General features: G+C 61.8%; 22 protein-coding genes. 14 read left to right on the forward strand and 8 right to left on the reverse strand.

What is annotated here, in order from left to right; translation table 11 throughout:
* Nucleotides 1-74 precede the first annotated feature (74 nt).
* The 6 genes from recC (at nt 75) to ACSW29_RS05685 (ending at nt 10,808) form a co-directional block, all read left to right on the forward strand.
* Nucleotides 75-3,356: an exodeoxyribonuclease V subunit gamma gene (recC, locus tag ACSW29_RS05660; protein WP_448276788.1), complete on the forward strand. Its 3,282-nt coding sequence runs from the start codon at nt 75-77 to the stop codon at nt 3,354-3,356.
* 3 nt (nt 3,357-3,359) lie between these two features.
* Nucleotides 3,360-6,677: a UvrD-helicase domain-containing protein gene (locus ACSW29_RS05665; protein ID WP_448276790.1), complete on the forward strand. Its 3,318-nt coding sequence runs from the start codon at nt 3,360-3,362 to the stop codon at nt 6,675-6,677.
* Complete coding sequence (recD, locus tag ACSW29_RS05670) at nt 6,674-8,542, forward strand: exodeoxyribonuclease V subunit alpha (RefSeq protein WP_448276791.1); 1,869 nt, start codon at nt 6,674-6,676, stop codon at nt 8,540-8,542. The genes ACSW29_RS05665 and recD overlap by 4 nt, the downstream gene beginning before the upstream one ends.
* 467 nt (nt 8,543-9,009) lie before the next feature.
* Entirely contained in the window at nt 9,010-9,225 is a 216-nt protein-coding gene (locus ACSW29_RS05675) for a hypothetical protein (RefSeq protein ID WP_448276792.1), read from the forward strand.
* A 60-nt stretch (nt 9,226-9,285) separates the two neighbouring features.
* Nucleotides 9,286-9,699 carry a hypothetical protein gene (locus ACSW29_RS05680; protein ID WP_448276793.1) on the forward strand — a complete coding sequence of 138 codons (414 nt, stop codon included), beginning with the start codon at nt 9,286-9,288 and terminating at the stop codon, nt 9,697-9,699.
* Nucleotides 9,700-10,445: 746 nt separating this feature from the next.
* Nucleotides 10,446-10,808, forward strand: a complete 363-nt coding sequence (locus ACSW29_RS05685; RefSeq protein WP_448276794.1) for a hypothetical protein — start codon at nt 10,446-10,448, stop codon at nt 10,806-10,808.
* A 255-nt stretch (nt 10,809-11,063) separates the two neighbouring features.
* Here the strand turns inward: ACSW29_RS05685 and ACSW29_RS05690 are convergent, their stop codons facing one another.
* On the reverse strand, nt 11,064-12,488 hold the full coding sequence (locus ACSW29_RS05690; RefSeq protein WP_448276795.1) for an outer membrane protein assembly factor BamB family protein: 1,425 nt from the start codon (nt 12,486-12,488) through the stop codon (nt 11,064-11,066).
* A gap of 250 nt (nt 12,489-12,738) precedes the next feature.
* Here ACSW29_RS05690 and ACSW29_RS05695 point away from each other — a divergent pair, with 250 nt between their 5' ends.
* Together ACSW29_RS05695 and ACSW29_RS05700 are read left to right on the forward strand one after the other, a co-directional pair.
* The gene (locus tag ACSW29_RS05695; RefSeq protein WP_317827436.1) at nt 12,739-13,338 is read left to right on the forward strand and encodes an RNA polymerase sigma factor; all 600 of its coding nucleotides are present in this window, start codon (nt 12,739-12,741) and stop codon (nt 13,336-13,338) included.
* The gene (locus ACSW29_RS05700; RefSeq protein WP_448276796.1) at nt 13,338-14,459 is read left to right on the forward strand and encodes a CU044_5270 family protein; all 1,122 of its coding nucleotides are present in this window, start codon (nt 13,338-13,340) and stop codon (nt 14,457-14,459) included. Before ACSW29_RS05695 ends, ACSW29_RS05700 begins: the two co-directional genes overlap by 1 nt.
* 64 nt (nt 14,460-14,523) lie before the next feature.
* Here the strand turns inward: ACSW29_RS05700 and ACSW29_RS05705 are convergent, their stop codons facing one another.
* Both ACSW29_RS05705 and ACSW29_RS05710 read right to left on the reverse strand, forming a co-directional pair.
* Nucleotides 14,524-15,825: a TrpB-like pyridoxal phosphate-dependent enzyme gene (locus tag ACSW29_RS05705; RefSeq protein ID WP_230814818.1), complete on the reverse strand. Its 1,302-nt coding sequence runs from the start codon at nt 15,823-15,825 to the stop codon at nt 14,524-14,526.
* Nucleotides 15,826-16,082: 257 nt separating this feature from the next.
* Nucleotides 16,083-16,541: a PaaI family thioesterase gene (locus ACSW29_RS05710; RefSeq protein WP_317827434.1), complete on the reverse strand. Its 459-nt coding sequence runs from the start codon at nt 16,539-16,541 to the stop codon at nt 16,083-16,085.
* 85 nt (nt 16,542-16,626) lie between these two features.
* Between ACSW29_RS05710 and ACSW29_RS05715 the strand changes: the two genes are divergently transcribed.
* The 3 genes from ACSW29_RS05715 (at nt 16,627) to ACSW29_RS05725 (ending at nt 19,060) form a co-directional block, all read left to right on the forward strand.
* Nucleotides 16,627-17,202, forward strand: coding sequence for a TetR/AcrR family transcriptional regulator (locus ACSW29_RS05715; RefSeq protein WP_317827433.1), 576 nt, complete (start codon nt 16,627-16,629; stop codon nt 17,200-17,202).
* Between the two features lie 72 nt (nt 17,203-17,274).
* Complete coding sequence (locus ACSW29_RS05720; protein ID WP_448276797.1) at nt 17,275-17,778, forward strand: SRPBCC family protein; 504 nt, start codon at nt 17,275-17,277, stop codon at nt 17,776-17,778.
* 31 nt (nt 17,779-17,809) lie between these two features.
* A complete protein-coding gene (locus ACSW29_RS05725) occupies nt 17,810-19,060 on the forward strand; it encodes an NADH:flavin oxidoreductase/NADH oxidase family protein (RefSeq protein WP_317827431.1) in 1,251 nt (416 codons plus the stop codon).
* Here ACSW29_RS05725 and ACSW29_RS05730 read toward each other — a convergent pair whose 3' ends face one another.
* Entirely contained in the window at nt 19,061-19,936 is an 876-nt protein-coding gene (locus ACSW29_RS05730; protein ID WP_448276798.1) for an aldo/keto reductase, read from the reverse strand.
* A gap of 53 nt (nt 19,937-19,989) precedes the next feature.
* A complete protein-coding gene (gene ald / locus ACSW29_RS05735; protein ID WP_230814823.1) occupies nt 19,990-21,090 on the reverse strand; it encodes an alanine dehydrogenase in 1,101 nt (366 codons plus the stop codon).
* A gap of 109 nt (nt 21,091-21,199) precedes the next feature.
* On the opposite strand from ald, the gene ACSW29_RS05740 reads away from it, so the two are divergent.
* A complete protein-coding gene (locus tag ACSW29_RS05740) occupies nt 21,200-21,721 on the forward strand; it encodes an Lrp/AsnC family transcriptional regulator (RefSeq protein ID WP_230814824.1) in 522 nt (173 codons plus the stop codon).
* Between the two features lie 7 nt (nt 21,722-21,728).
* On the opposite strand, the gene ACSW29_RS05745 is transcribed toward ACSW29_RS05740, so the two are convergent.
* Genes ACSW29_RS05745 through ACSW29_RS05755 form a run of 3 tightly spaced genes read right to left on the reverse strand, consistent with a single transcriptional unit; the run spans nt 21,729 to nt 24,118 of the window.
* Entirely contained in the window at nt 21,729-22,793 is a 1,065-nt protein-coding gene (locus ACSW29_RS05745) for a maleylacetate reductase (RefSeq protein WP_448276800.1), read from the reverse strand.
* A gap of 1 nt (nt 22,794) precedes the next feature.
* Entirely contained in the window at nt 22,795-23,583 is a 789-nt protein-coding gene (locus ACSW29_RS05750; RefSeq protein ID WP_317827428.1) for a pirin family protein, read from the reverse strand.
* Between the two features lie 37 nt (nt 23,584-23,620).
* Nucleotides 23,621-24,118, reverse strand: a complete 498-nt coding sequence (locus tag ACSW29_RS05755) for a VOC family protein (RefSeq protein WP_448276801.1) — start codon at nt 24,116-24,118, stop codon at nt 23,621-23,623.
* Between the two features lie 111 nt (nt 24,119-24,229).
* Here ACSW29_RS05755 and ACSW29_RS05760 point away from each other — a divergent pair, with 111 nt between their 5' ends.
* A complete protein-coding gene (locus tag ACSW29_RS05760; protein ID WP_448276802.1) occupies nt 24,230-24,700 on the forward strand; it encodes a MarR family winged helix-turn-helix transcriptional regulator in 471 nt (156 codons plus the stop codon).
* A gap of 62 nt (nt 24,701-24,762) precedes the next feature.
* Nucleotides 24,763-25,581 (forward strand): HAD family hydrolase, encoded by an 819-nt coding sequence (locus tag ACSW29_RS05765; RefSeq protein ID WP_317827425.1) that lies wholly within the window; start codon nt 24,763-24,765, stop codon nt 25,579-25,581.

Consider the following 25,581-nt stretch of genomic DNA (forward strand, 5'->3'; position numbering starts at 1 on the left):
GTGAGGCTGGTTCGGCGTGTCTGTCACAGCGCCGTGGTGAGATGGACCTCTGGACGTAGTGAGGGGAGCGAAGATTGCTGAAGTTGTACCGGGCCGAGCGTTCGGACACGTTGGTCTCTGCGTTGGCCACGCTCCTCCGTACACCGTTGTCGGATCCATTCGCCCGGGAAACTGTCGCGGTGCCGGCCAAGGGCGTCGAGCGTTGGCTCAATCAGCGGCTGTCCTCCCAGCTAGGCACGTCGGGACTGTCAGCAAAGGACGGAATTTCTGCGAACATCGTGTTTCCTTCACCCGCGCGCCTGGTCGCGGAGTCCGTGGCCGCGGTCAGTGGTGTCACCGCAGACGACGATCCATGGTCGCCGATGCGATTGGTGTGGACGGTTCTCGATGTGATCGACGAGTCGCTGGGCGAGCCCTGGTGCGGAGTTCTGGCGAAGCATCTCGAAGGCCATCGTGAGGGTCGACGGTTTGCGTCCGCCACACATGTCACCGAACTCTTCCGCAGCTATGCCGCGCAACGCCCGCAGATGCTGATCGACTGGGCTGCCGGGCGGTTGACGGACGGGCATGGGTTACCGCTCTCGGAGGATTTCGAGTGGCAGGCACGTTTGTGGTGCATCGCCGCGGACAGGATCGACCTCCCGGGCCCCGCAGATCGATTGGGGCAGGTGAGCCGCGCTCTGGTCGAGGATCCGGCCTTGGTCGACCTACCGGAACGCCTGTCGGTCTTCGGGCCGACACGTCTGCCGGTCGATCAGCGAATGATCTTGAGCGCCCTGAGCGCGCATCGGGACGTGCACGTCTGGCTCCCGCATCCGAGCCCCGCGTTGTGGAACAAGATGAGCTCGCGCATTCCAGCTCGAAGTGAAAGTGCGATCCGACGTTCGGAAGACGGGTCGGCCCTGATATCCGCCAATCCGTTGCTGTCGAGTCTCGCTCGCGACGTTCGTGAACTTCAGATCAGCCTCGGCGCCGCCGAGTTCGAGTCGGTGCATCTTCCTGAACCAGCGGGCCCGAAATCCCTCCTGGCGACGGTCAAAGCCGACGTCATCGCAGATCGTGCTCCCAGCGTTTCAGCGGAACCTGATGGGACAGTTCAGGTCCACGCTTGCCACGGGCCGGCACGGCAGGTCGAGGTGCTTCGCGAATGTCTGCTCCGATTGTTCGAGGACGACCCGACATTGCAGCCGCGTGACGTACTCGTGATGTGCCCGGACGTCGAAACGTACGCACCCTTGGTTCGTGCTGCATTCGGGCAAGGCGTCCATGGCCACCCCGGGCATCTTCTTCGAGTAAGGCTGGCAGACCGCGGATTACGTCAGACCAATCCTGTCCTGGCCGTTCTCGGCTCTCTCCTCGAATTGGCCGACGGCAGGGCCACAGCCAGTGAGGTCCTCGACCTGGCCGCGACCGAGCCCGTCCGCACACGTTTTTCGTGGGGTGACGACGAATTGGAAAGACTGCGGGAATGGACGACGGAAGCGGGTGCTCGCTGGGGAATCGGTAGTCGGCAGCGTGCCACGTTCGGTCTCGACGCATTTCCGCAGAACACCTTCAACACCGCCATGGACCGAATCTTGTTGGGGGTCAGCGCGGACGAATCGGAAAATGCCTGGTTGGATCTCGCGCTGCCACTCGATGACGTGGACGGCACAGACATCGACCTGAGTGGACGTTTCGCAGAGTTCGTCGATCGCCTGGCCGTCTCGCTTCGCGATCTTGCCGGCCCGCATTCGCCGGCCGAATGGCTTCGCGTGCTGCTGCGGGCTCTGGATCTGCTGACCGACACAGTGCCCGCCGATTCCTGGCAGAGCGCGGGGGCACACCGCGAGTTGGTAGCTGCTGTCGAATTCGGCGGAGAGACGGTGTTACGTCTGGCCGATGTTCGCTCGATGCTCTCGCGCAGCCTCGCGGGCAGACCTACGCGTGCCAATTTCCGAACCGGCGAACTGACGGTGTGCACGATGGTTCCGATGCGTTCGGTGCCGCATCGCGTCGTCGTGCTGATCGGGCTCGACGACGAGGTCTTCCCCCGAACTGGTGGAGTCGACGGCGACGACATCTTGTCCCGTGATCCCGTTGTGGGGGAGCGTGATCTGCGCAGTGAAGACAGGCAACTGCTTCTCGATGCCGTGATGTCTGCGGGTGAGCACCTGTTGCTGTTGTATACCGGTGCCGATCCGGTCACCGGTGTCGTCAGACCGCCGGCGATCCCCCTCAGCGGCCTCCTCGACGTACTCAGTGCGACGGTGGGTTCCGACGCGATGAACGGAGTGCTGACACGACATCCGTTGCAGTCGTTCGACAATCGAAACTTCTCACCGGACAAGCCGTTCAGCTTCGACACGGCAGCGCTGGCCGGTGCGAGGGCTGCCGCCGGAACACCCGTCGAATTGCCGACAGTCTTGTCGACGGAGTTGCCTCTGGTAGAAACCAAGGAAGTGAACCTCGCGGATCTGGTGAACTTCCTCGTACATCCCGCGCGTGGTTTTCTGCGCCAACGCCTCGGCGTCCGGGTACCGGAACTCGACGACGACATCGCGGATTCGCTGGCAACCGAGCTCGATCCACTGTCCACCTGGGCTCTGGGTGACCGAATGCTTCTCTCGCGCTTGGCTGGACGCAGCTCCGCAGATTTCCGCGCAGCCGAGTGGCGCCGCGGTACTTTGCCGCCCTACAACTTGGGCGCCACGGTTCTGGGCAACGTCGAGTGGGTGGTAGACCAACTTGCCGGTCTTGCATTGCCTCACCTCGACGGCGACTCCGAGGCCGTCGACGTCGACATCGACCTCGATGACGGGCGTCGTCTCACCGGAACGGTAACCGGTGTGCACGGCAATTCAGTTGTGCGAGCGTCATATTCATCACTGGCGCCTAAACATCGGATGACGGCCTGGATCAACCTGCTCGCCTTGAAAGCACACGGACGACCCGGTGCGCTCGATGCAGTCTCCATCGGACGGGGTCGGGGAAAGATAGCAGCGGCACGGTCGGTGCTCGATGCGCCAGGCAATTCGGTCGAGATCCTGCAGCAACTGGTGGACCTACGCGAGCGGGGGTTGCAGCGTCCGTTGCCGATGTGGGCCGCTACCTCAGCCGAATATGCGCGCCGACGCTTTGGTGGCGAGTCGGTCGACGATGCGACAAACGGTGCAGACACCCAGTGGACCGGGCAGTACGGCGAGATGATCGATCCAAGCAACGCTTACGTTTTCGGAGAAGCTCGAACACTGGCGGAGTTGGCTGCGGATCCGCCGTCGGACGACGAAGTCGTCTGGGCCGAGGAACCAACTCGGTTCGGAGTTCTCGCCCGACGACTCTGGGATCCGCTGCTGGCCAACGAAAGAGCGGAGTAACCCGTGGACTTCGACCTTTTGGGGCCACTGCCTACCGGCACCACGGTGTTGGAGGCCAGTGCCGGAACAGGCAAGACCTACGCGATCGTCGGACTCGCGACCCGTTGTGTTGCCGAAGGCCTCGCTGACATTTCGCAAGTTCTGCTGGTGACATTCAGTAGGGCTGCCACTCAAGAACTTCGTGAGCGTGCCAGGGAGAGATTCGCCGGAGTGTCCGCAGCACTGGTTGACCCAGAGGCGGCACGGCGGTCGGAAGATGATCTGGTGGCATACCTCGCCACAGCTGACGACGAGGAGATCGGCGTGCGGCGTCGTCGACTCCTGCGTGCCCTCGCGGAGTTCGACGCCGGCACCATCACGACCACCCACAGTTTCTGCCAACGGATGCTCGACGGACTCGGCATCGCCGGGGAACGTGAGCCGGACACAAGTTTTGTGGAATCGGTCGACGACCTGATCAGTGAGGTCGTCTCGGATTTGTACCTCGGCCGCTACAGCCGGACGGACTCGTCTCCGCCGTTTTCCACGAAGGACGCGCTGGCCATTGCGCGAAGCGCGGTCGGCGATGGCCAGGCAATTCTCGAACCCGATGGCGAGGAGGAGACCGCACCCGGCCAGCGAGTTCTGTTCGCGGCTGCTGCTCGTGTCGAGGTCGAACGACGTAAGCGGACCAAAGGAATTCGCGACTTCAACGATCTCTTGACGCTGTTGCACGGCGTATTGACGGATCCGGAGCACGGCCCCGTCGCGTGCCGTCGGGTGCGCGAGAAATTCAAGGTCGTGCTGATCGACGAGTTCCAGGACACCGATCCCTTGCAGTGGGACATTCTGCGGTTGGCCTTCCACGGGCACACCACCTTGGTCCTGGTCGGTGACCCCAAACAAGCTATCTATGCGTTCCGCGGGGCAGAAGTCCTGAGTTATCTCGATGCGGTCAATCAGGCGGACGAACACCAGGAGCTGACCACCAATTGGCGTAGTGATCCAGGGTTGTTGGCGGCACTCGAACACCTCTACGGCGGTGCCGCACTCGGTAACGAGGGCATCGTCGCGCATCCGGTGGAGGCTTCCCACAAGGAGTCCCGGTTGTCCGGCCCGGTGCCGATGCGTGTGCGCCATCTGCCGCGAACCGGAGCCGGACCGCTCAATCGTTCAGGATTTCCGGCCGTCGGCAGACTTCGCAGTCGCGTCGCGGACGACGTCGCAGCAGACGTGGTCGGTCTCCTGGGCAGCGATGCCCGCTTGGCAGTCGACGGTAATCCACGCCCGGTCGAACCGGGAGACATCGCGGTGTTGGTACGCACCCACAAGCACGTGGCGATGATTCGCGATGCTCTCGATGCCGTGGGTGTACCTTCCGTGTTGACTGGCGGGTCCAGTGTTTTCGCAACACCCAGTGCGACGCAGTGGTTATGGCTGCTGCAGGCGATCGAGCAGCCGCACCGGTCTGATCGCGTCCGGTTGACCGCCCTCTCACCGATTTTCGGGCGCACCTCCAAAGAACTGGATGCGGACGGCGACAACGTCGTCGCAGAACTTGCAGGTCAACTGCGCTCCTACTCCGGGCTGTTCGCGCGCGTCGGGTTCGCGGCTGTGTTCGAAAGAATCTCCGCCGAAACAAATCTGGAGAAACGTGTACTCGCGGCCCCTTCCGGCGAACGAGATTTCACCGATCTACGGCACGTTGCACAACTTCTCGGTCGCGTCGCCACTGAGGAAGCGTTCGGGTTGAGCGCATTGGTTCGCTGGCTCTCCGATCGGATCAAGGACCCGACGTCAGGGAGTGCCACCGACCGAAGCCGTCGCCTCGACAGTGACGCTGCCGCAGTGCAAATCGCAACGGTGCACGCCACCAAAGGTCTCGAATTTCCGATCGTCTACGTCCCGTTCAGTTGGGAGAGCGTGGGCGGCTTCAACTCGCCGACGCAGTTGTTGCACGGCCCGGAGGGACGCCGCATCCTCGACGTCGGTGGGCAGGAAGGCCCAGGGTATAACGCCAGAAAGACTGTTGCGGAGGCTGAAGAAGCGGGCGAAGAACTACGACTGCTGTACGTGGCGCTGACCCGGGCGCAGTGCCAACTAGTGCTCTGGTGGGCACCAAGCTACGGGACCTCGCGCTCGCCACTGCACCGGTTGATGCTCGGACGTACACCCGGCATCGCCGAACCCGCCCGGGTAGTCAAGGTGCTCGACGACGGTACAACCGCAGCACGTCTCGCAACCTGGCCGGCAGCAGCTTCCGGCGTGATCTCGGTGGAACCTGTTGGTCCGCATCCACCCTCGCCTGTCCAATGGTCCAGGGCGGCCGCGGACGTGTCCGAACTGGCCGCGGCGCGTTTCGATCGAGACCTGGACACTCTGTGGCGTCGTACGTCGTACTCGGCACTCACCGCCGGAGCTCACCACGCGGTCACGACCACCGACAGTGAGGTCGAGGATCCCGAAAAGGACGACGAGCCGGAGGATTCCGTAGATATCGGGACCGTCGCCTCTTCCCCGCTGGAAGCGTTGCCTTCACCGATGAACGGACTTCCGGCGGGCGCCGCATTCGGCACGCTGGTGCACGAGGTGCTCGAGGTGGTGGACACGGCTGCTTCAGACCTGAGAGCGGAACTCGGTATGCGCTGCGCGGAGGCGGTCTCGGTTCGGGCGGCCGAGGTCGACTCCGAAGCACTCGCGGATGCGTTGTTACTGGTGATGCAGACTCCACTGGGATTCGGAACCTTGGCAACGATCGCGCCGAAAGATCGCCTTCCCGAACTCGATTTCGAACTCCCACTGGCCGGTGGCGACGATCCGGTGTCGATGAGTGTCACACTTCGCGGAGTGTCGGAACTGTTGAGGCGCCACCTTCCCCCGGGCGACATTCTTGCGTCCTACGCCGACCATCTCGACCGCGTCGAGTCGTCACCGATGCGCGGGTTCCTGACGGGCAGTATCGACGCCGTCCTCCGGATCCCGGGCCCGTCGTTCGTGATCGTCGACTACAAGACCAACCGGCTCGGCCGCGGCGATCTGACGGCTGCCAACTACACGCGCGAACTCATGGCGACGGAGATGATGCGCTCGCACTATCCCTTGCAGGCTTTGCTGTATTCGGTTGCGCTGCATCGGTATCTGCGGTGGCGACTGCCCGACTACGATCCGCATCGCCATCTCGGAGGAGCGCAGTATCAATTCGTGCGTGGGATGCTCGGCCCGGACAGTCCGCCGGGATGTGGTGTATTCGAATGGAAACCGCCTGCTCAGCTGACGGTTGAACTATCGGATCTGCTGGCCGGTCTCGATGCGTCGAACACGGCAGGGGAGAAGGCCCGATGACCGAGGCGCAATTGGCGCAGCGCGCCAAAGGGATCGTGCGAATCTTCAACGAAGCTGGGGTTCTGCTTGCCGCTGACGTCCATGTCGCGACGCGGGTGTGCAGCCTTGGCGGTGAAACTTCCGAGGAAGTGATGCTGGCCGCGGCGTTGGCAGTTCGGGCCGTGCGATCAGGTTCGGTGTGCCTCGATCTCCGACGGATGCGTGATGTGAGCGTCGACAACGCGACGGAAGACGAACTTGCGTCGTTGCCGTGGCCCGAACCGTCGGAGATCGTTGCCGCCCTTCGGCTGAGCCCTCTGGTGATCGGCGGCAACGCCGGACCTCTCAGACCGCTCCGGTTGGTCGACACCGACGACGGTGAGCTTCTCTACCTCGATCGGTACTTTCTGCAGGAGCAGACGATTCGGCGAGTGCTCGACGAGCGTGCGTCCACGTGGCCGCCCGCCGACCTGAAAGCGGTCCGAACGCGCCTGGATTCGTTGTTCGTCGACGAGCACGGGCCGACCTCCGCCCCTGATCGTCAACGAATAGCCGCTGCTCTCGCCGCGACACAGTGGACCACGGTCATCGCCGGTGGGCCCGGAACCGGCAAGACCCATACGGTCGCACGTATTCTCGCTCTTCTGTCGGCAGAGCTGGGATCGAACGCCCGGATCGGACTGGCCGCGCCGACGGGTAAAGCTGCAGCACGGCTGCAGGAGTCCGTTCGTGAGCAGACCGCGAGCCTTGGCCTTCCCTCAGAACTCGCGGCCATGACGTTGCACCGGTTACTCGGTTGGCAGCGGGGGAGTTCGAGCCGCTTCAAATACAATGCCACCAACAGGCTTCCCTATGACGTGGTCGTCGTCGACGAGACGTCGATGGTTTCGCTCACCTTGATGGCGCGCCTGCTCGAGGCTGTTCGCCCCGATGCCCGACTACTTCTCGTCGGCGATCCCGATCAGTTGACCTCCGTCGACGCGGGCGCTGTTCTTGCTGATCTTGTCGCCCGCCCGGTAGAAGTCAGTGGAAATCCGGCGCTGACACAGTTGGTGGGTGACGATCTCGCGGCCGCCGGATCCGAAGAGGCACTGAGCGCGGACGAGCAGGATCGTCTGCGGGGCGGAATCATTCAACTCTCCCGTGGGCGCCGCTTCGACGGAACCATCGCACTCCTGGCCAGGGCAGTCCGAGCGGGAGATTCCGCTGAGGTTCTGCGTATCCTGCGCAGCGGTGATCCCGCCGTCTCCTTCCATTCTCCCGAGGACGTTGACGCACTGCGCGCCGACATCGTTGCGAGTTCAGAGGTGGTTACCGCGTCGGCCGAGAAAGGTGATGCGATCGGAGCACTGAAAGGCCTGGAATCGCACCGCCTTCTGTGCGCCCATCGTGACGGACCGTACGGTGTCGGGCGGTGGGCGCAGCAAGCGATGGAGTGGGTCGGCACGGCATCAGGGCAATTCCTGGACCCGACGCGGTGGTATCCGGGCCAGCCGCTGTTGGTGACGGCCAACGACTACGAGGCCAAGATCTACAACGGGGACGCCGGGGTGATCGTGCAGCGTGAGGATGGCGTTCCTATTGCCGCCTTCCAGCGGGGTAGTGATGCGTTTCTGCTTCACCCGAGCCAGCTCTCGTCAGTCCAAACCGTCTACGCGATGACGATTCACCGGAGCCAGGGCAGTCAGTACGACACGGTATCGGTGATGCTGCCGGCCGAAGCGTCGTCACTGCTGACCCGGGAGTTGTTGTACACGGCGATCACTCGCGCCAGAAACCATGTGAGAGTAATCGGCACCGAGGATTCCGTGCGGGCGGGAGTGCAGCGTCAGGTGCTCAGGGCAAGTGGGCTGCGCCGTGAGATCCGTCCGTACGACGCGCCGTGAAGGACACGTTTTGCCGGCATTCGAGACGATGGCCCTGCGCGGATCGGCCTCTGGCGGAAGGGGAACCGACCACATCATCTTTCCGTCGCGAGCCCGGATCGAGTGCATTCCGGTGTAGACGCCGTCGGTTGCTCTGTTCGACCATGGCCCGCGACCTAGTTCGATGGCAATGCCGGTGGCGAGTCATTGGAGTGACGAACTGCGTAAGAACACTGTGTGTGAAGTAGTCACTCGAACCGCTGGTTCTCCGGTCTATTCAGGACTCACCCTGGACATCGGAATACTGTCGGGTGAGGATGGGTAGAATTCAGTGCCCACCCGCGCGAGGAGATGACGAACTGAACAGTCGTGGATTGCAGATCGGTGCGGCGGCACTGGCTACGTTAGCTATCTCGTTCACGTGTGCTCTCATATTCGAAATTTCACCGATCAGCTCCGATCAGCCACCAAGAACAGAGCAGACAGTCATGACCGATGAACCCATGCAGATAAACGATGATGCGGATCCTGAAGACCCTGTTATCGAGGACGGTACCCACCCACTCACTGCTGACGACTTCGCACGTGATGCCTCAGAAGGCGTCTACCAAGAACGCCAGGCGGAGTCAGGGCCCGGAAGCATTCTGATAATGCCCGACCCGGGACCGTTCATCATGTATCACGTCGGCGAACCCGAGAATTGAAAATTTGCAATACCGAAAAGATTAGTAGCCGTTGGTGATTCAAACGCCGGGAGCTGAAGCATGCTGAATGACCCACTCGTGCGGGAAATCGCAGCGAAAGTCGAGGACTATCTTCAAGCCGCATGTTCCTTCCTGAGTGAACCTTCTGCGCCGGCTGAAGAGGGCGCAGAAGGTTGGTACGCCCAGATGCCAGATTCCCCCGTGTATGGCCGAACGCCTTGGGTGAACATGAGCGAGGTCCTTGTACGTCCAGTTGGAAGGACCGTCGTCGTGTCTTTTTGTTGGCAACTGGAATCGTCTGACCGGAAAGCCACCTACGTCTTGCCCCTCGAAGCGCCGGACGTCGACGCAATTGGCGGTTCGGACAAGCTCATCACTTTGCTTGACTTCCGGCTGGAAGAACCAGATTGGCAACGCAACGCTCACTTGATTGGTGAGGACCTCTACGTCCTCGTATTAACACAACGATGCTAAGCAGGGAGTCCTGATCTGAGCTCCTTATGCTTGCCGCTCAGAGCAGCCAGTGGGTGTGGCGTTGCTGCGAAGTCCCGCACCCTCGTTCAAACCCCAACCGGAAGCTTGTAGAGTTCATCTCTTCGTCTCTGCGCGGAGTCATCAGGAGCGTACCTACGTGACGAAAAACCGCGATCGCATCCGCTCGCTGCTCACCTCTATCGTGACTGCACAACGTGCGTGAGTTCCAGTCGGTGCCAGTCGGGGACGGCGGCATCGACATCCAGGCCATTCTGCGGGGAAGTAGAGTTCCCCATTCCGGGTATTCGGCAGAAGTTGGCGGCAAACCGGTCCGGATTGGGGTCAGCCAACGCTCTGTCGACGATGACGGAACATTCGTCCCTGCCACAGGAAACAGCATGCTCGGCTTCGTCGTCACGGATTCTGTTCTGCAACCGTCGACCGCTATTAATGTAGTTCGGCACGCCGCACCGATAAATCTGGGGCCTGTCTACATCTACGTACCGGATCTCGAGGAAACGTGGTCACGGTACCTTGTTGCCGCGTTATTCTCAGGTTCTGGAACGATGATCGAAGCCCCACAGGATTTCGATTGACGTAAGTATTCGAACATGTTTCGGGGCTTTTCTGTCTTCCTGGCGGATAAGATTCGCGGATCGCTTCTACCCGTCTATCGCTCCCTGAATCGCGATTTCTACCAGCCGTACATGGACCGGCGAGGAAGATTCTGGAGAATGTGCGTCACCGTGCCACTCGAAAGTTCCGGTCTCGGCGAAACATTCGCCGCCACCCTGGGCGCCTTGTCTCGTAGATCTGCGATCAGAAGCGATGTCCGAGCCCTCGCCCTCGACTGGCTCTATGGCGGAATCGTCAGGTTCAGCTTTCAGCGGATACTCGAGCAGCGATACTTCCAATTGGAGATCGAAATCCCCAGTACGAATCAGATGACATTCGGCCGTTTCTTTCTTCCCGGCGGCGGTCCGATGGTTCGCGAACCAACCCAGTTTGCTGCGGGGCTCGTCTCGTGGCTCTACGAAGCATCTGCGGCGTCATATTCGCTGTCTGGAACCGAGGTTTTGAGCGAAGAGGTAGAAAGCCCTCCGCTCTGATCCGTCTCGAATTCGCAACTCGCGCTGGGAATCAAATCGCGATAGAGCGCGCCTCTGTGGATTTGGATGCGCGTTTTGACCCCCCGACCGTCCTCCGATTTCGGGGACACGAATACCGTCAGCCGATGGGGCGGAGCGGCTGCGAGCGTCACATCGAGGCGGATGTAGTAGCGAGATCTGGCCAATGACTGAGGCCCAATGCCCAACACGGTTGGGACAGGCTGCAGCGTCAAGTGCTCAGGGCAAGTCGGCCATCTAGCGCCAAACGGTGAAATGGTTCTGCCAGGAGAACGACACGTTTTTGCCGGCATTCGAGACGACGACCCCGCGCGGATCGACCTCTGGCGGAAGGGGTACCGACCACATCATCTTTCCGTCGCGAGCCCGGATCGAATGCATTCCGGTGTAGTCGCTGAAGACGAAGTGGTCGCCATCGGTCGCTCCGTTTCGAATCCAGTACGCGTCTTGCCAGGGTGTCTGCCATAGCTGTCGACCACTCTCGACGTCGAGACCCGAGATTGTGCGGGTCTCCGGCGACGTGACCAGGATTGTTTTACCTACCACTGCGGCAATGGCGCTTCCCGTCCCGGCCATCTCGGTATTGATGATTTGTGAGCTGCGCCAAAGTTCGTCACCGGACTCCGGGTCGTAGGCGCCGTCGCCGAGAAACATCGGCACCGCTGTCGAGGGCTTACTCGGGTAGGACGACGATGAGGAAGAGGGAATCGGTATCGCACGAATCGTGGATCCGTCGGTAGCCAAAAGATTTTGGGTTCCTACATAGCCTGATCTGCCGCCGACACTGGTGAGGAACAATCCGTTCCCGGCAGGGACAAGCGAATCACCCTCGAATCTGAATCGTTCTGCGCCGGAATCCAGATCGTAGATTCGATAGCGGTACTGTGGGTCCCCGCCATCGCCCTGTTCCATTGCAATGACAGTGTTGGTGCTCGGGATCGTGTAGACCGATCCGAACTTTTCACTTGGTTCGAAGGTACGAACGAAGTTGGCCGTCACATTGGTGGTGTTGCCGCTGGCAAGAATTCGTGTGCGAACGGTTCCGTCCACTCTCTCACCGGACGTGTACACAGTGTCTCCGGTGATGGCGGCACCACTGAGATCGAAGTCGGTTCCGAGGTCGGACAACAGAGTTCCGGTCGCGGTATCGACAAAGATCATCCGTCGATCGCCCCAGCACGCGATGATCGTGGATTCGTTCTGCTGGCTGCACTGGCCGATGACTCCGCCGATTCGCGTTTTCCACAGAGGACTTCCGTCGTCGGGATTCACACCGACCAGTGAAACGGCACCGACTCCCTGACTCGACGAAGACTCATCGGTTTTGGGCAGGGGATAAGCAGTCGCGGCCACCAGCACGTCACCGACCTGGTACGTGTTTCCGTAGCCGTAGCAGCGATCGAGGCCGGAAGGCATCGACAGCAGCACGTCGCCGGAGTTATCCGTGAGCGTTCGAACATCGAGTTCCCAGGCTTGTTGCGGAGGGCCGGAGAGGTCCACGTCGACAATGCCCTGCTCGACGATCGGACCGCCCAACTTCTGCTTCGGCGAGGCCGCCTCACTGGAGTCGGAGAGCACCGATACGACGATGAACGCGATCGCCACGATCAACGCCAGTCCGAGGGCGACCAGTTTCCAGTGTTCCTTCAACCGAAGCTGCATCGAAAGACCGTAACCGATCGAGCAAACTGAACGGTTCGTTTTGCCTCCGGTCGGGCTTGATCCTTGCCGCGAGATCGTTCCCACGGCTTACCTCGCGTCAGTGCCGGGTAGCGTTTGGTCTCCGATCAAGAGACTGAGAACCGACTGCTGCGCGTGGTGAATGCTCGGGGGAAGTGCGGATCGTGTGTCGCTATCGCTACCCGCTGCGGCAGCCCGGGGACGCTACGGGCCGCACCGACCAAGTATCACCGTGACATCTTCGAGCCCGCCCGGTGATCGCGGCACACCGGATCCGGACCTGCACGGCCCGTGCGTGGCGGAGGTCTTCGCTCAGCTCTTCGACGCCCATGCTGCCGATCTTCGCCGGTACGTGTGCGCTCGAGCAGGCGAACATCATGCCGACGACCTCGTCGCCGAGGCTTTTGCCGTCGCGATCGATCGTCGATCCACCTATGACCCTAGCCGGGCTCCCGTTCGCGCTTGGCTGTTCGGCATTACCCACACCCTGCTCCGGGCACACTTTCGTTCCCAGGATCGCGCCGAACGCGCACTCGCGCGGGTACATGGCGAACGCGTCGTGTCCGAGACAGCGCCGGAAGACCTTGTCACGGCTCGGGTGGACGCGTCCCGTCGCCTCGAGGTGATCGCGTCGGCACTCGCCGAGCTGACGGAGGACGAACGCGACGTGCTGCTCCTCTCGTCCTGGGCCCATCTCGAGCCGACCGAGATCGCGGAGATCCTGTCCGTGCCGGCCAGCACCGTCCGGTCCAGGCTGCACCGCACGCGCACTCGCCTGCGGACTTTGCTGCTCGACTCCGAAAACCTCCAACAAGCCTCGGGAGAGAACTGATGCCGAATCCTCGGACCGATCCCCTGGACGACACGTTGCTCGAACTCCGCGATGCGCTCGACAAGCCGGACGTCGACGCCTTGGCAGCGATTCGGCATCGGGTCCTCGCCGACGCGAAAGCGGCCGAAAGTTCTCCGCCGGTACCCAGTCGCAGGTTCGCTCTGCGGCGCGTGCCCGCTTCGGTCTACGCCGGTGCCGCGGTGCTCATGGCGGTCTGCCTGGCTGCGGTGCTGGTGCAGTTCACACCTTCAGAGCAGACAGGCAGTACGGGTGGTGTGTCGCTGCCGGTGCCATCCATCGAACTCGCCTCCGCCGAACACGTCCTACAGCAAGCCGCGCGTTCGCTCGAATCGGTCGAGATGATCTCCGCTCGACAGGGACCGTTTCGACTCGTCGAGGAGCACGCGTGGGTCCAACAGGGGATGGAGTACGGATCTCCTTACGAAGCAGGTCCCGACGCTCCACGCAACGGCTACACCTACCTGCTCGAAACCCGTTCGCAGCTATGGATTCCGGCAGACGAAACACAAGAATGGCTCGAGCGGCGGTCAACCGGCCAGTCGCGGTGGCTCGGCGGCACGACGCCGGAGAGTGAATCAGCTCTGTACATCGACGAAACCCGAAACGGGGAATGGCGCGCCCGCTGCGGCCGATTCTTCGACGACAATCGCGACAACTTCAACTGCGTTCCGGACGACTGGGACGATCCCAACTTCTATCGGTCGCTGCCCGCTGACCCCGAGGGGTTGCTTCGATGGCTGCGCGACTACACGGCGCCGCGCGGTTCGACGCCGGAAGCGATGTTCCACATCGCGATTGAAATACTGAGAGCCGGCATGATGCCGTCAGACCTCAAAGCACAGTGGTATCGCGCGATCGCCGGAATCGATGGTGTGGAGACCGTGGAACAGACCACGCTTGACGGTCGGGTCGGAATCGCACTCGGGCTCAGCGGTGTTCACGAGCGTCGCGACTTGATCATCGATCCGGGTACCGGTGAGTTCATCGGCGAACGACGGGTCGCGGGCGCCGTTCCGGAAGATCCTTGGATAGCCCCCGGCACTGTGTTGGGGACAAGTTCGATCACCGTCCGTTCCGTCGACGAACTGGGATACGAATAGAGAACGTGCTCGGTGTGACGAAGTGTGGTGGCCTCGTACACTCGAGACCACCACACCGCCGGAGTCAGACGTAGGGCGAGTACGCCGGGAGATCCAACTGACCGTTGCCTGAAAGCCCGATTACGATCACCTCGGGTTCGGTGACGGCACGAGCGTGAGCGATGGCGCCGGCAACCGCGTGGGTCGATTCCGGAGCCGGGATGATTCCTTCGGCGCGCGCGAAGATCAGACCGGCCTGGAGAGCGTCGTCCTGATCGACGGCAATCGCATCCATGAGTCCGAGGTTGACCGCATGCGAGACCATCGGCGACATGCCGTGGTAGCGAAGGCCACCGGCATGGATGGCCGGCGGAACGAAGTCCTTGCCAAGAGTGTGCATCTTGAGCAGCGGGGTGAGGCCGGCGACGTCACCGAAGTCGTAGCGGTACTCGCCCTGGGTGAGGGACGGGCATGCCGAAGGCTCGCAGGCGACCAGGCGAGTCTTGGTGCCTTCGCGAAGGTTTCGTCCCAGGAACGGGAAGGTGAGTCCGGCGAGGTTTGAACCGCCACCCGCGCAACCGAACACGGTGTCGGGGACGGCGTCGCCGGCTTCTTCGAGCTGAACCATTGCTTCCTGACCGATCACGGTCTGGTGCAGCATGACGTGGTTCAGCACGCTACCGAGTGAGTAGTGTGTGTTCGGATCCTGCGCGGCGACCTCGACGGCCTCACTGATCGCCATACCCAGCGAGCCGGTGGTGTCGGGATGCGACTTCAGCAGTGCGCGTCCGGCTTCCGTGAGATCGGAAGGCGATGGGTGACAGATTCCGCCGTACGCCTCCATCTGGATGCGGCGGTACGGCTTCGAATCGAAGGACGAGCGAACCTGCCATACCTCGACCTCGAGTCCGAGCAGCGCGCCCGCGAACGACAGCGACGCACCCCACTGGCCTGCACCGGTTTCGGTGGTGAGCTTGGTGGTTCCCTCGATTGCGTTGTAGTAAGCCTGCGCGACAGCAGTATTCGGCTTGTGCGAACCGACCGGGCTGACGCCTTCGTACTTGTAGTAGATGCGGGCGGGTGTGCCCAGAGCGCGCTCGAGTCGGTGTGCGCGGAACAGGGGAGAGGGCCTCCACATGCCGTAGATCTCGCGAACCGTCTCCGGGATCTCGATGTAGCGCTCGGTTGCGACTTCCTGCGCAATGAGGTTCATCGGGAACAGCGGCGCCAAGTCCTCGGGGCCGAGCGGCTCACGAGTGCCCGGATGCAGGTGCGGGGGAACAGGCTCGGGGAGGTCGGCCGCCAGGTTGTACCAGTGCGTCGGCACTTTCGACGGGATGGAGACGCCCAAAGGCTCGAGCGAACGGTTGAGTGGGGTGGTGGTCAACTAACTCTCCTTCGTGGATTCGGTACCTGATCTTGGCGGTCGTAGCGACGACGCGTACGGCATTTGCCGGATCGGGGATCCTGAGAGGAGCCTGCTGGACCACCCGATGTCGGTCCGGGCAGCACGCAGTTGCGGCTGACCGTCAGCGGTCGGGCCACCAGAGGTGCGCAGTGAGCAGGGTCACGAGCCGATCGTACATCGGCACTCGCGCCCTGCTCACGTCAGGCACAGTTGCGTTCTCGCCATCCTTCGTCGGCTCAGCGGAAAATCATGCACGTCGTAGTTCCGTGCGCCACCAACTTGCCGTTCTTGTCCAAGACCTTGCCCTCCGCGGTCGCGGTACGCCCACCCACATGAATGACACTGCCGTGGGCGGTCAGTTCGTCACCGTCGAGAGGCACAGTGCGGATGTAGTTGAGCTTGAGTTCGAGGGTCGTGTAGCCGACGCCGGCCGGAAGCGTCGTGTGTACCGCGCAGCCCATGACCGAATCGAGCAGCGTTGCGCAGATTCCGCCGTGCACGGTGCCGAGCGGGTTGCTGAAATCGGCGCGCGGGGTCAGGGCGAAGCTCACGGATCCCTCGTTGACCTCGCGCATCTCCATGCCGAGGAGGCGTCCAATGCTGGGTCGGTCGTTGACCTGCGTTCCCATCCAGCGCAGAAGTTCGAGGCCTGTCATCTGCGCCGGATCGACGGTTGCGGTTGTCTCGTCACTCATTGTTTCATCCCATCACTATGTCGGTCGTCATACATAACGTAGCGTATGAGTTGACAGGTGTACCGACGGCCGAAGGATCTGTGACATGGCAGAGCTGAGCTCACGTGATCGCATGATTCGCAGTGCGGTCGAACTGATCAGCCGCAACGGCGTCGATGCGACATCCTTCAGTGACGTCATCAAACACAGTGGCGCACCCCGTGGGTCGATCTACCATCACTTTCCAGGCGGTAAGACCGAATTGATGGTCGAAGCCGTGCGCGCGGCCGGTGCGATCATCACCAGACGAATCAGCTCGGCTGCGGCTACCGGTTCCACTGCCGACGTGATCGAAGCGGTCGGAGACATCTGGCGACTCAATCTCACGCGTTCGGACTTCGCGATCGGCTGCCCGGTGATTGCCGGCGGGTTGGCACGCGCCAGTGAGCCAGAAGTCGCGGAAGTATCGGCTGAGGTCATGCTGGGATGGCAGAAGTTGATCGAATCGCAACTCGAAACGGCGGGTTATCCTGCGGCGCAGGCAATATCGATGGCAAACCTGACGATCACGTCGGTCGAAGGTGCAGTGGCGGTGTGCCAGACGACTCGAAGTATCGAGCCGCTCGAACAGGTCATCGCTTCGCTGCAGGGGCTCTCGCGCTCTGAAGCTCGGTCCAACTGAGCATTCGGGGGTTGACTTCGGTCGTCAAGTATCCGTAACTTCATGTAACGGCTAATTGGGCAGGAGTAGGCGATGACACATTGGTTCGACCTCGAGCCGGTCGGTGCCGATTTTTTCGACACGGCACCGCATATCTTCACGTATTCGATCGACCTCACCGCCCAACCGGATGACGTCTGGGCTGGTCTGACCGCGGACGAACCGTTGTCGTGGTGCCGGATGCTCACCAAAGTTCACTACACCTCGCCTCGCCCGTACGGTGTCGGCACGCGACGAATCGCGGAGGTGGGCGGCGGTGCAATGCAGATGCGCGAAAAGTTCATCACCTGGGACGACGAAACGCGTCGGCACTCGTTTTACGTCGAACAATCGAATGTGCCGCTGTTCCAATCCTTCGCGGAGGACTACCGCGTCGACGAGCTCGCAGTGGGTTCGAGACTGCAGTGGACCTTTGCATTCTCACCGCGTCCGAAGCTGTCGCTCGCGGTGCGCGGCGGGCTACCGGTCAACTCACTGATCTTCTCGAGCTTCGTGCGCGATACCAAGCGGCACTTCGGTTCTGCGCCCCGCCATTGACCTTCTTCCCCCATTTACGCGAGAGGCATTCATGACCACGCTCGGAGAATCGCTGACTTTGCCCTGCGGGCAGATACTGCGAAATCGGACCATGAAAGCTGCGCTCAGTGAGGCTCTAGGGGACCGGGCACATGGACCGTCAGCCCGACTGGAGACTTTGTACGGTCGTTGGGGCAATGGTGGGTTCGGGTTGCTGATCACCGGAAATGTCATGGTCGATCGATCACAGATCGCCGAACCGGGCAACGTCGTGGTCGACGACGATCGTGATGCCGAAGCACTGACTGCCTGGGCCAAGACTGCCAAAAACGGCGGCGCCGAGATCTGGATGCAGCTGAACCACCCAGGGCGGCAATCCAACCCGATTGCCAGCAGAGGTAGACCGGTCGCCCCGAGCGCGATCGCGCTGAAGATTCCGGGAATGGCGACGCCGCGAGAACTCTCGACTGCTGAGATCGACGAGATCATCAACAAGTTCGCGGAAACGGCTCGCGTCGCCGAGTCCTCCGGATTTGGTGGCGTGCAGATACACGCAGCGCACGGTTATCTTGTTGCGCAGTTCCTTTCGCCCTTGTCCAATCAGCGGACGGACGAGTGGGGTGGAGATCCCGAGCGTCGACGACGCTTTCTGATCGAAATCGTTCGGCGGATACGCTCTACCGTTGCTCCGGGATTCGCGGTGTCGGTCAAACTCAACTCGGCTGATTTCCAGCGCGGCGGGTTCTCCGAAGACGAGTCGCGAGAAGTAGTACGCGCGTTGACCGAAGAGTCGGTCGATCTCATCGAGATCAGCGGTGGCAGTTATGAATCGCCGGCCATGATGGGTAAAGCGCAGAAGCAGAGCACTCGCGATCGAGAGGCATATTTCCTCGAGTATGCCGAGACAGTCCGAGCGATTGCCGGCGACATTCCCTTGGCGGTCACCGGCGGCTTCCGCTCGCGATCGGCGATGGTCGAGGCACTCGCTTCCGGCGCGTGCGACGTGATCGGCCTCGGCCGGCCGACGATCACGATTCCCGACGCGGCAACCGTTCTCCTGGAATCGGATCGGGAACGATTGAACGTCCCGACTGTGGAGTTCGGAGCGCGGAAGTTGTTGGGGAAGGTTGCCGACATCTCGATGCTCGACGGTGCACTCGACCTGCAGTGGCACACCGATCAATTGCACCGAATGGGCGACGGAAGCGAGCCGGATCCGGCTCGGCCGTGGTGGAAGACCCTCGGAACGATGGTGAGGCGAAACGGATTCGATGCGCTTCGCCCCACCAAGCGAGCGGCTTGATCAGCTCGGCGCACCGATATTGAGTTCATCGGGATGCGCGCCGACGCGGGTACCGTCGTCGAGCGTGTCGATTTCGCTCAGATCGAGATCAGTGAGTTCGAAGTCGAATACGTCGATGTTCTGAGCGATCCGAGCATCGTGTACGGATTTCGGGATGACGATCAGGCCGTTCTGAAGGTGCCAGCGGATCAGGACCTGAGCGGCAGTCTTGCTGTGGCGGTCACCGATTCGCGTGATGATCGGATCGGTGAGCAGCGTGTTGGGCTTCGACGCCTTACCCCAACCTGCGTTGCTGGTGCCGCCGAGTGGGCTCCACGATTCGACCTTGATCCCGTGCTCGGCGGCCTTGCCCCGGATCGCGTGCTGCGTGAGGTGCGGATGCAGTTCCACCTGATCGACGGCGGGCAACATTCCGCCGCGATCGACGAGGAGCTGCAGATGATGCGGCTCGAAGTTGCACACCCCGATTGCCTTGGCGCGGCCCGATTCCGCGATCTTTTCGAGCGCGTCCCACGTGCGGAGAAGACGGTCGTTGTCCTGCAGCGGCCAGTGGATCAGGTAGAGATCGACGTAGTCGACGCCCAGCTTGTCGATACTGGTGTCGAAAGCCCTCAACGCCGGCTCGTAGCCCTGATCTGCATTCCACAGCTTCGTGGTGAGGAAGATGTCCTCTCGCGCGACGGACGAGTTGGCGATACCTCGTCCGACGCCCTCTTCGTTTCCGTATGCGGCGGCGGTGTCGATGTGCCTGTAGCCGGCCTCGTCGAGCGCAAACCGCACTGCATGCTCGGTTTCGTCGTTGGTGGCCTGCCAGACTCCGAGGCCGAGTTGCGGGATCGTGGTTCCGGAATTCAGCGTGATGTCAGGATTGCTCATGGATCAAGGCTAGCGATCTCGAGCTTTCCTTGCCTGGGTCAGAGCCGCCTGGGTCAGAGAGTCGTAGCCGAGTACCCGTGTGCCGCTGCAACACTGTCGGACAGGAGCAGACCGTCGTGTGTGCTCAGTCCTGACCCCAGGCCGGGAACTGTCGCGACCGCGTCCTTCCATCCCTTGTCGGCCAATGCGACGACGTACGGAAGCGTCGCGTTGGTGAGCGCGTACGTCGAGGTACGGGGGACGGCTCCGGGCATGTTCGCAACGCAGTAGAAGACCGATCCGTGAACCTGGTACGTCGGATCGGCGTGCGTGGTCGCGTGCGAATCCTCGAAGCAGCCGCCCTGATCGATGGCGATGTCGACCAGGACAGAACCCGGCTTCATGCGCGCCACCAGGCTGTTGGACACGAGTGTTGGAGCCTTCGCCCCGGGGACCAGCACGGCGCCGATGACAAGGTCGGCGTCGAGCACTGCCTGTTCCAGTTCGAGGCTGTTGGACGTGATGGTCTTGACCTGGCCGTGGTACAGCTCGTCGATTTCCCGCAGGCGCGCGATCGACAGATCGAGAACGGTGACGTCGGCCTGCATGCCGTAGGCCACGGCGATGGCATTCTTGCCGGACACTCCCGCACCGATCACCACGACCTTGGCGGGGCGCACTCCGGGAACGCCGCCCATCAGAACTCCGCGTCCGCCGCCGTGACGCATCAAGTGGTAGGCGCCGGCCTGCGGTGCCAGGCGTCCGGCTACTTCGCTCATCGGGGCGAGGAGGGGCAGTGAACCGTCGGAACCGACAACGGTTTCGTAGGCGATGGAGGTGGTCTTCGACGTCAGGAGCGCGTCGGTGCATTCCTTCGACGCCGCCAGGTGAAGGTAGGTGAAGAGCACCTGATCCTTGCGGAGCCGCAAATACTCCTCTGCAATGGGTTCTTTGACCTTGAGGAGCAGATCTGCGTCCGCCCAGACCTGATCGGCGGACCCGAGGATCTGCGCGCCTGCGGCCTTGAAATCCTCGTCACTGAACGAGGAGCCGATGCCTGCACCCGTTTCGATGACGACCTCGTGCCCTCGGCCGACCAGTTCGTGGACGCCTGCTGGGCTGATGGCCACGCGGTACTCGTGGTTTTTGATTTCGCGGGGGATTCCGACCTTCATGACACGGCTCCGAACTGAGTCTGTTGTTTCTTCGAATGGCAGGTGCCAAGCATGAAGTTTCGTCGCCAGATAGTGAAGAGAAGTGAAGATAATTCTCTATGCTGGATGCATGGTGCGTGAAAGTTCAAAAATCGGTATTCAGACGGCTGCCTCGCCGAAGCATGTTCGGGCAGCAATGAAGTTGGACGAGATCGACCGGGTTCTGCTCGAAGAGCTGGCGAAGGACGCGAGGATTCCGAACAATGCGCTGGCTGCGATTGCGGGAATTGCGCCGTCGACATGCCTCGGACGTGTGCGCGCCTTGGTGGACAACGGCGTGATCAGGGGATTCCATGCGGACATCGACCCCGCCGCTCTCGGAATGGATCTGCAGGCGATGATCGCAGTTCGACTGCAGGCCAACGCGCGGTCGCATCTCAACCGACTCGGTGACGACTTCGCCAAGCTGGACTCCGTGCTCAACGTGTATTTCGTGGCCGGTGTCGACGATTACATGTTGCACGTCGCAATGACGGATTCGGCGCAGTTGCGCGACTTCGTCGTCAACAATCTCTCGGCGCATCCGGCGGTTGCTGCGACTGAGACGATTCTGATCTTCGAACATGTCAGGCCTCGAGGCGGTACTGCCTGATTCGTTCTCACCTGATGGCGGGTCGACGCCCGGACCAGGCGTTCTCGAGGAGTTCGCTCAGGCCTGTCGGGGTGATCTCACGCGGATTCGGATAAGCGGCCGCGGTCGCGAGTTCGATTGCACGGCCGATCTGATCGTGACTCATTCCCAGTTCTCGCAGAGAGATCGGTCCGCCGCACGAGGTGACGAGGTCGAAAACGCCGGTGGCGGCGTCGGATACACCCAAGGCAGTCGCTATTCGCGACATGACTTCCGGCACGGCAGGTGCGTTGAACGCCATTGCCTGGGGGAGGACAACAGTGTGGGTGGGAGCGTGTGGCAAACCGAAGCTGCCACCGAGGGTGTGGCACAACTTGTGATGAAGCCCCATACCGACTGTGCCCAAGCAGGTTCCGGACAACCAGGCCGATTGCAGCAGATCTGCCCGGCCTTCCACATTTCTCGGATCGCCGACGATGATCGGCAATGCCCGAGCGATTCCGGAGAGTGCCTCGATTGCCATCGAGTCGGTGATCGGATTGGACTCGGCGGAATACAACGCTTCAACCGCGTGCGCCATCGCGTTGACAGCACTGGTGACCGTGGTGTCCAGCGGCAGATCGAGAGTGAGGTTGACGTCGTAGACCACGGTTTCGGGTCTGATGTGGGGCGACGAGCGAGTTGTCTTGCGTCCGTTCTCTGTTTCACCCAACATCGGAGTGGCTTCTGAACCCGCATACGTCGTCGGAACGATGATCTGATCGAACCCCGCTCGTAGTGCCAGTGCCTTGGACAACCCGGTTGCCGAACCGCCGCCGATCGCGACGACGGTGTCCACGTGATGGGTCTCGGCAAGCTTCAGCGCGGCTGTCGTGACTTCGGTTGGAGTGTGCATCACGGCGCCGTCGAAGCGGACGACGGCCATGTCGCCGAGAGATTCGGTGACGTCGGCGGCAAGCGCGTCCAGTCGACGGCTTGCCAGCACCATCACTCGGCTACGGCCGAGCCGTCTGACTTCTTCGGCGATCTCGCGGATCATCCCTTGGCCGAAGACAATTCGAGCCGGTGAAGGGTCGTACGAGAAGGACTTCATGTCATCCCTGCGAAACGGTGGCGTGCATTTCCCAGACGATGACCTCGGCGCCGGTATCGGAACTGACCTGCTGGCCTCCGCCGCCGGACACGCGTACCGCGTCACCTTGTTCGAGCACGCCGACGCTTTCCATGGCGGCCTGACCGTCGGCGACAAAAACATGCAGGAACGGTGCATCCGGCAGGGTCACGGGCTGTCCGGGTTGCAGACGTGCGACGTGCATCGCGGCGTACTTGTTCTTGATCCGGATTGCCGAGTGATCGGCGTACGCGTCCATGCCGGACGCGACGGGAACCAGTCCACCGGCAAGCAATTCGGCGTCGATCTCCAACTGTTCGTAGCCGGGCGTGATCCCGGCTTCGTCGGGGACAACCCACATCTGGATGAAGTGAACCGGGTCGCTGTGCTTGTCGGAATGCACGCCGGCCATGTCACCGAGCCGCCACGAGTCGTTCTTCTCGGAATGCAGGATGCCAGTTCCGGCGCTCATCCGCTGGGCGAGACCGGGGTAGATGACACCCGAATGACCCATCGAATCCTGATGCACGAGAGAACCTCTCAGAACCCAGGTGATGATCTCCATGTCCTGGTGCGGGTGGGTGTCGAATCCCATTCCCGGCGTGACGATGTCGTCGTTGTTGACCAGGAGAAGACCGTGGTGAGTGTTCTTCGGGTCGTAGTGATTGCTGAACGAGAAGGAGTGCTTCGAGTCCAGCCAGCCGGCATTGGACTTGAAGCGATCGCCCGATCGACGGACGTCGAGGTTCGGCTGCGACAGAGTGGAGGTCATGGGGTGCCTTCCGAATGGTATGGGGGAGAGCAAGTTTTCAGAGGACGTGATTGCCGTACATCTCGCCGAGTGGGTCGGCGATCAGTTCGAGTCGAGCGCCGTCGGGATCGCGGAAGTACAACGAAACCTCGCTGTGCTCGATCAGTTCGATGTTGGCCTCGGTCAGTCTGGTGCGCAGCTTCGCCCACTTGGCAGGTTCGACGCTGATCGCGATGTGGTGGAGACCGCCGAGTACTTCTTGGTACGGGCCCACGTCGAGGCCCGGGAAATCGAAGAAGGCCAGGAGATTGCCGTTGCCGATGTCGAAGAAGAAGTGCGACGACCCGGGGTAGTCACGGTTCTCGATCAACTCGGTGAGGGGGAAGCCGAGGAGATCCTGATAGAACTTCACGGTTCGCTCGACGTCACTGCTGATCAGGGCCGTATGGTGCAGCCCGCGTGCCATCGATGATGGTCGTTTGTCGGCGGGGATCAGATGCCGATCCCTTATCTCGGCACGGCGTTCCTCGAACTGCACTGCGTTGCTGTCGCTCATGGCGCCCGCCTCTCGGTTGAACCTTCTCTTCGAACAAGTAGTTGACTGATCAACTATATTGAGAATAGCTCATTTGATTTCGTTGTCAACTACTTCGGATATGCTGGCGTTATGGAATCAACGCGATGGTTGACCGACTCGGAGCAAACGGCCTGGCGGGCTTACCTGGACTCGACCCGACTGCTCCAGCGTGTTCTCGATCAGCAGTTGGTGCGAGACTCCGACATTTCCTTCACTGATTTCGAACTGCTGGTCGCTCTCGCCGAAGCGCCCGGGCGGCAACTGCGCATGAGTGAGCTCGCCGACGCTGTTATGGCTACACGAAGTGGTGTGACCAGGGCCGTCAATCGCCTGGTCGGTGCCGGGTGGGTGCAAAGGGTCGAGTGTGTCGACGACAAGAGGGGCGCTAATGCGGAGCTGACCGACTTGGGTGCCGAGAAACTGGCGTCGGCAAGCCCGTCGCACGTGGCCGCTGTACGGGAGAGCATGTTCGACCTGCTGAGCCCGCGAGATGTCGAGCGGCTGGGTGTGGTCTTCGGTGAGATGCGTCGGCACCTTCTCGAGGCCCAAGCAAGTAATTGACAGGGCAACGGCCCATCCCACGTAGTTGGTGAGGGCTGCGAACGGACTGCCATCATTGTCTGGTGACCCGTATTCGTATGTTCGCAACCGACCTCGACGGCACCCTGCTGCGCTCCGACCGAACGATTTCGGCGCGCACCGCACAAGCCATGGAGAACGCGCGGCTGGCGGGTATCGAAGTTGTGTGGGCGACGGCCCGCGCTCGACATTCGGTACACACGTTGGCGAGCTCGTGCGGATTTCGCGGCAAGGCTGTGTGTGCCAATGGTGCTGTCATTCTCGATCTCGCCGACGGGACTCCGCGGATCGTCGACACAGTTTCGATCGAAATGTCCTTGGCGGCAACGGCTATGGAGCAAGTACGCGCACTGGTCCCAGGCGTCGTGTTCGCGAATGTCGGACCCACTCAGTTCTTTGCCGAGCCGGAGTATGCCGCTCTGTGTGAGTTCGCGGACCATCACCGGCACCTGCACGAGATGGTGCTGGCGGACACCTTGCCGCTCGATGTTGAGCCGATGGTCAAGATCGTGGCCCGGCATGCGGAAGTTCCCAGCGCCGACCTGTATCGAACTGCGGTCGCTGCGGGCATCGAGGGTGTGGAGTTGACCCACTCCGGGGCGCCGTACATGGAAATGGCTGCAGCGGGCGTTTCGAAGGCCAGCGCTCTCGCGCAGTTGTGCGCGATCGACGGCATCGATGCGTCGGAAGTGGCCGCAGCCGGTGACGCCTTCAACGACGTTGCCATGTTGACCTGGGTCGGAACGGCTCTGGCGCCGGCCAACGCCAGAACCGAGGTCATCGAGCTCGCCGACCGAATTTTGCCCACGAACGACGAGGACGGCGTGGCGAGCTACCTCGAAGAGCTGGTTGAGGGGAGCTAG

The sequence above is a fragment of the Rhodococcus sp. GB-02 genome, assembly GCF_053470465.1.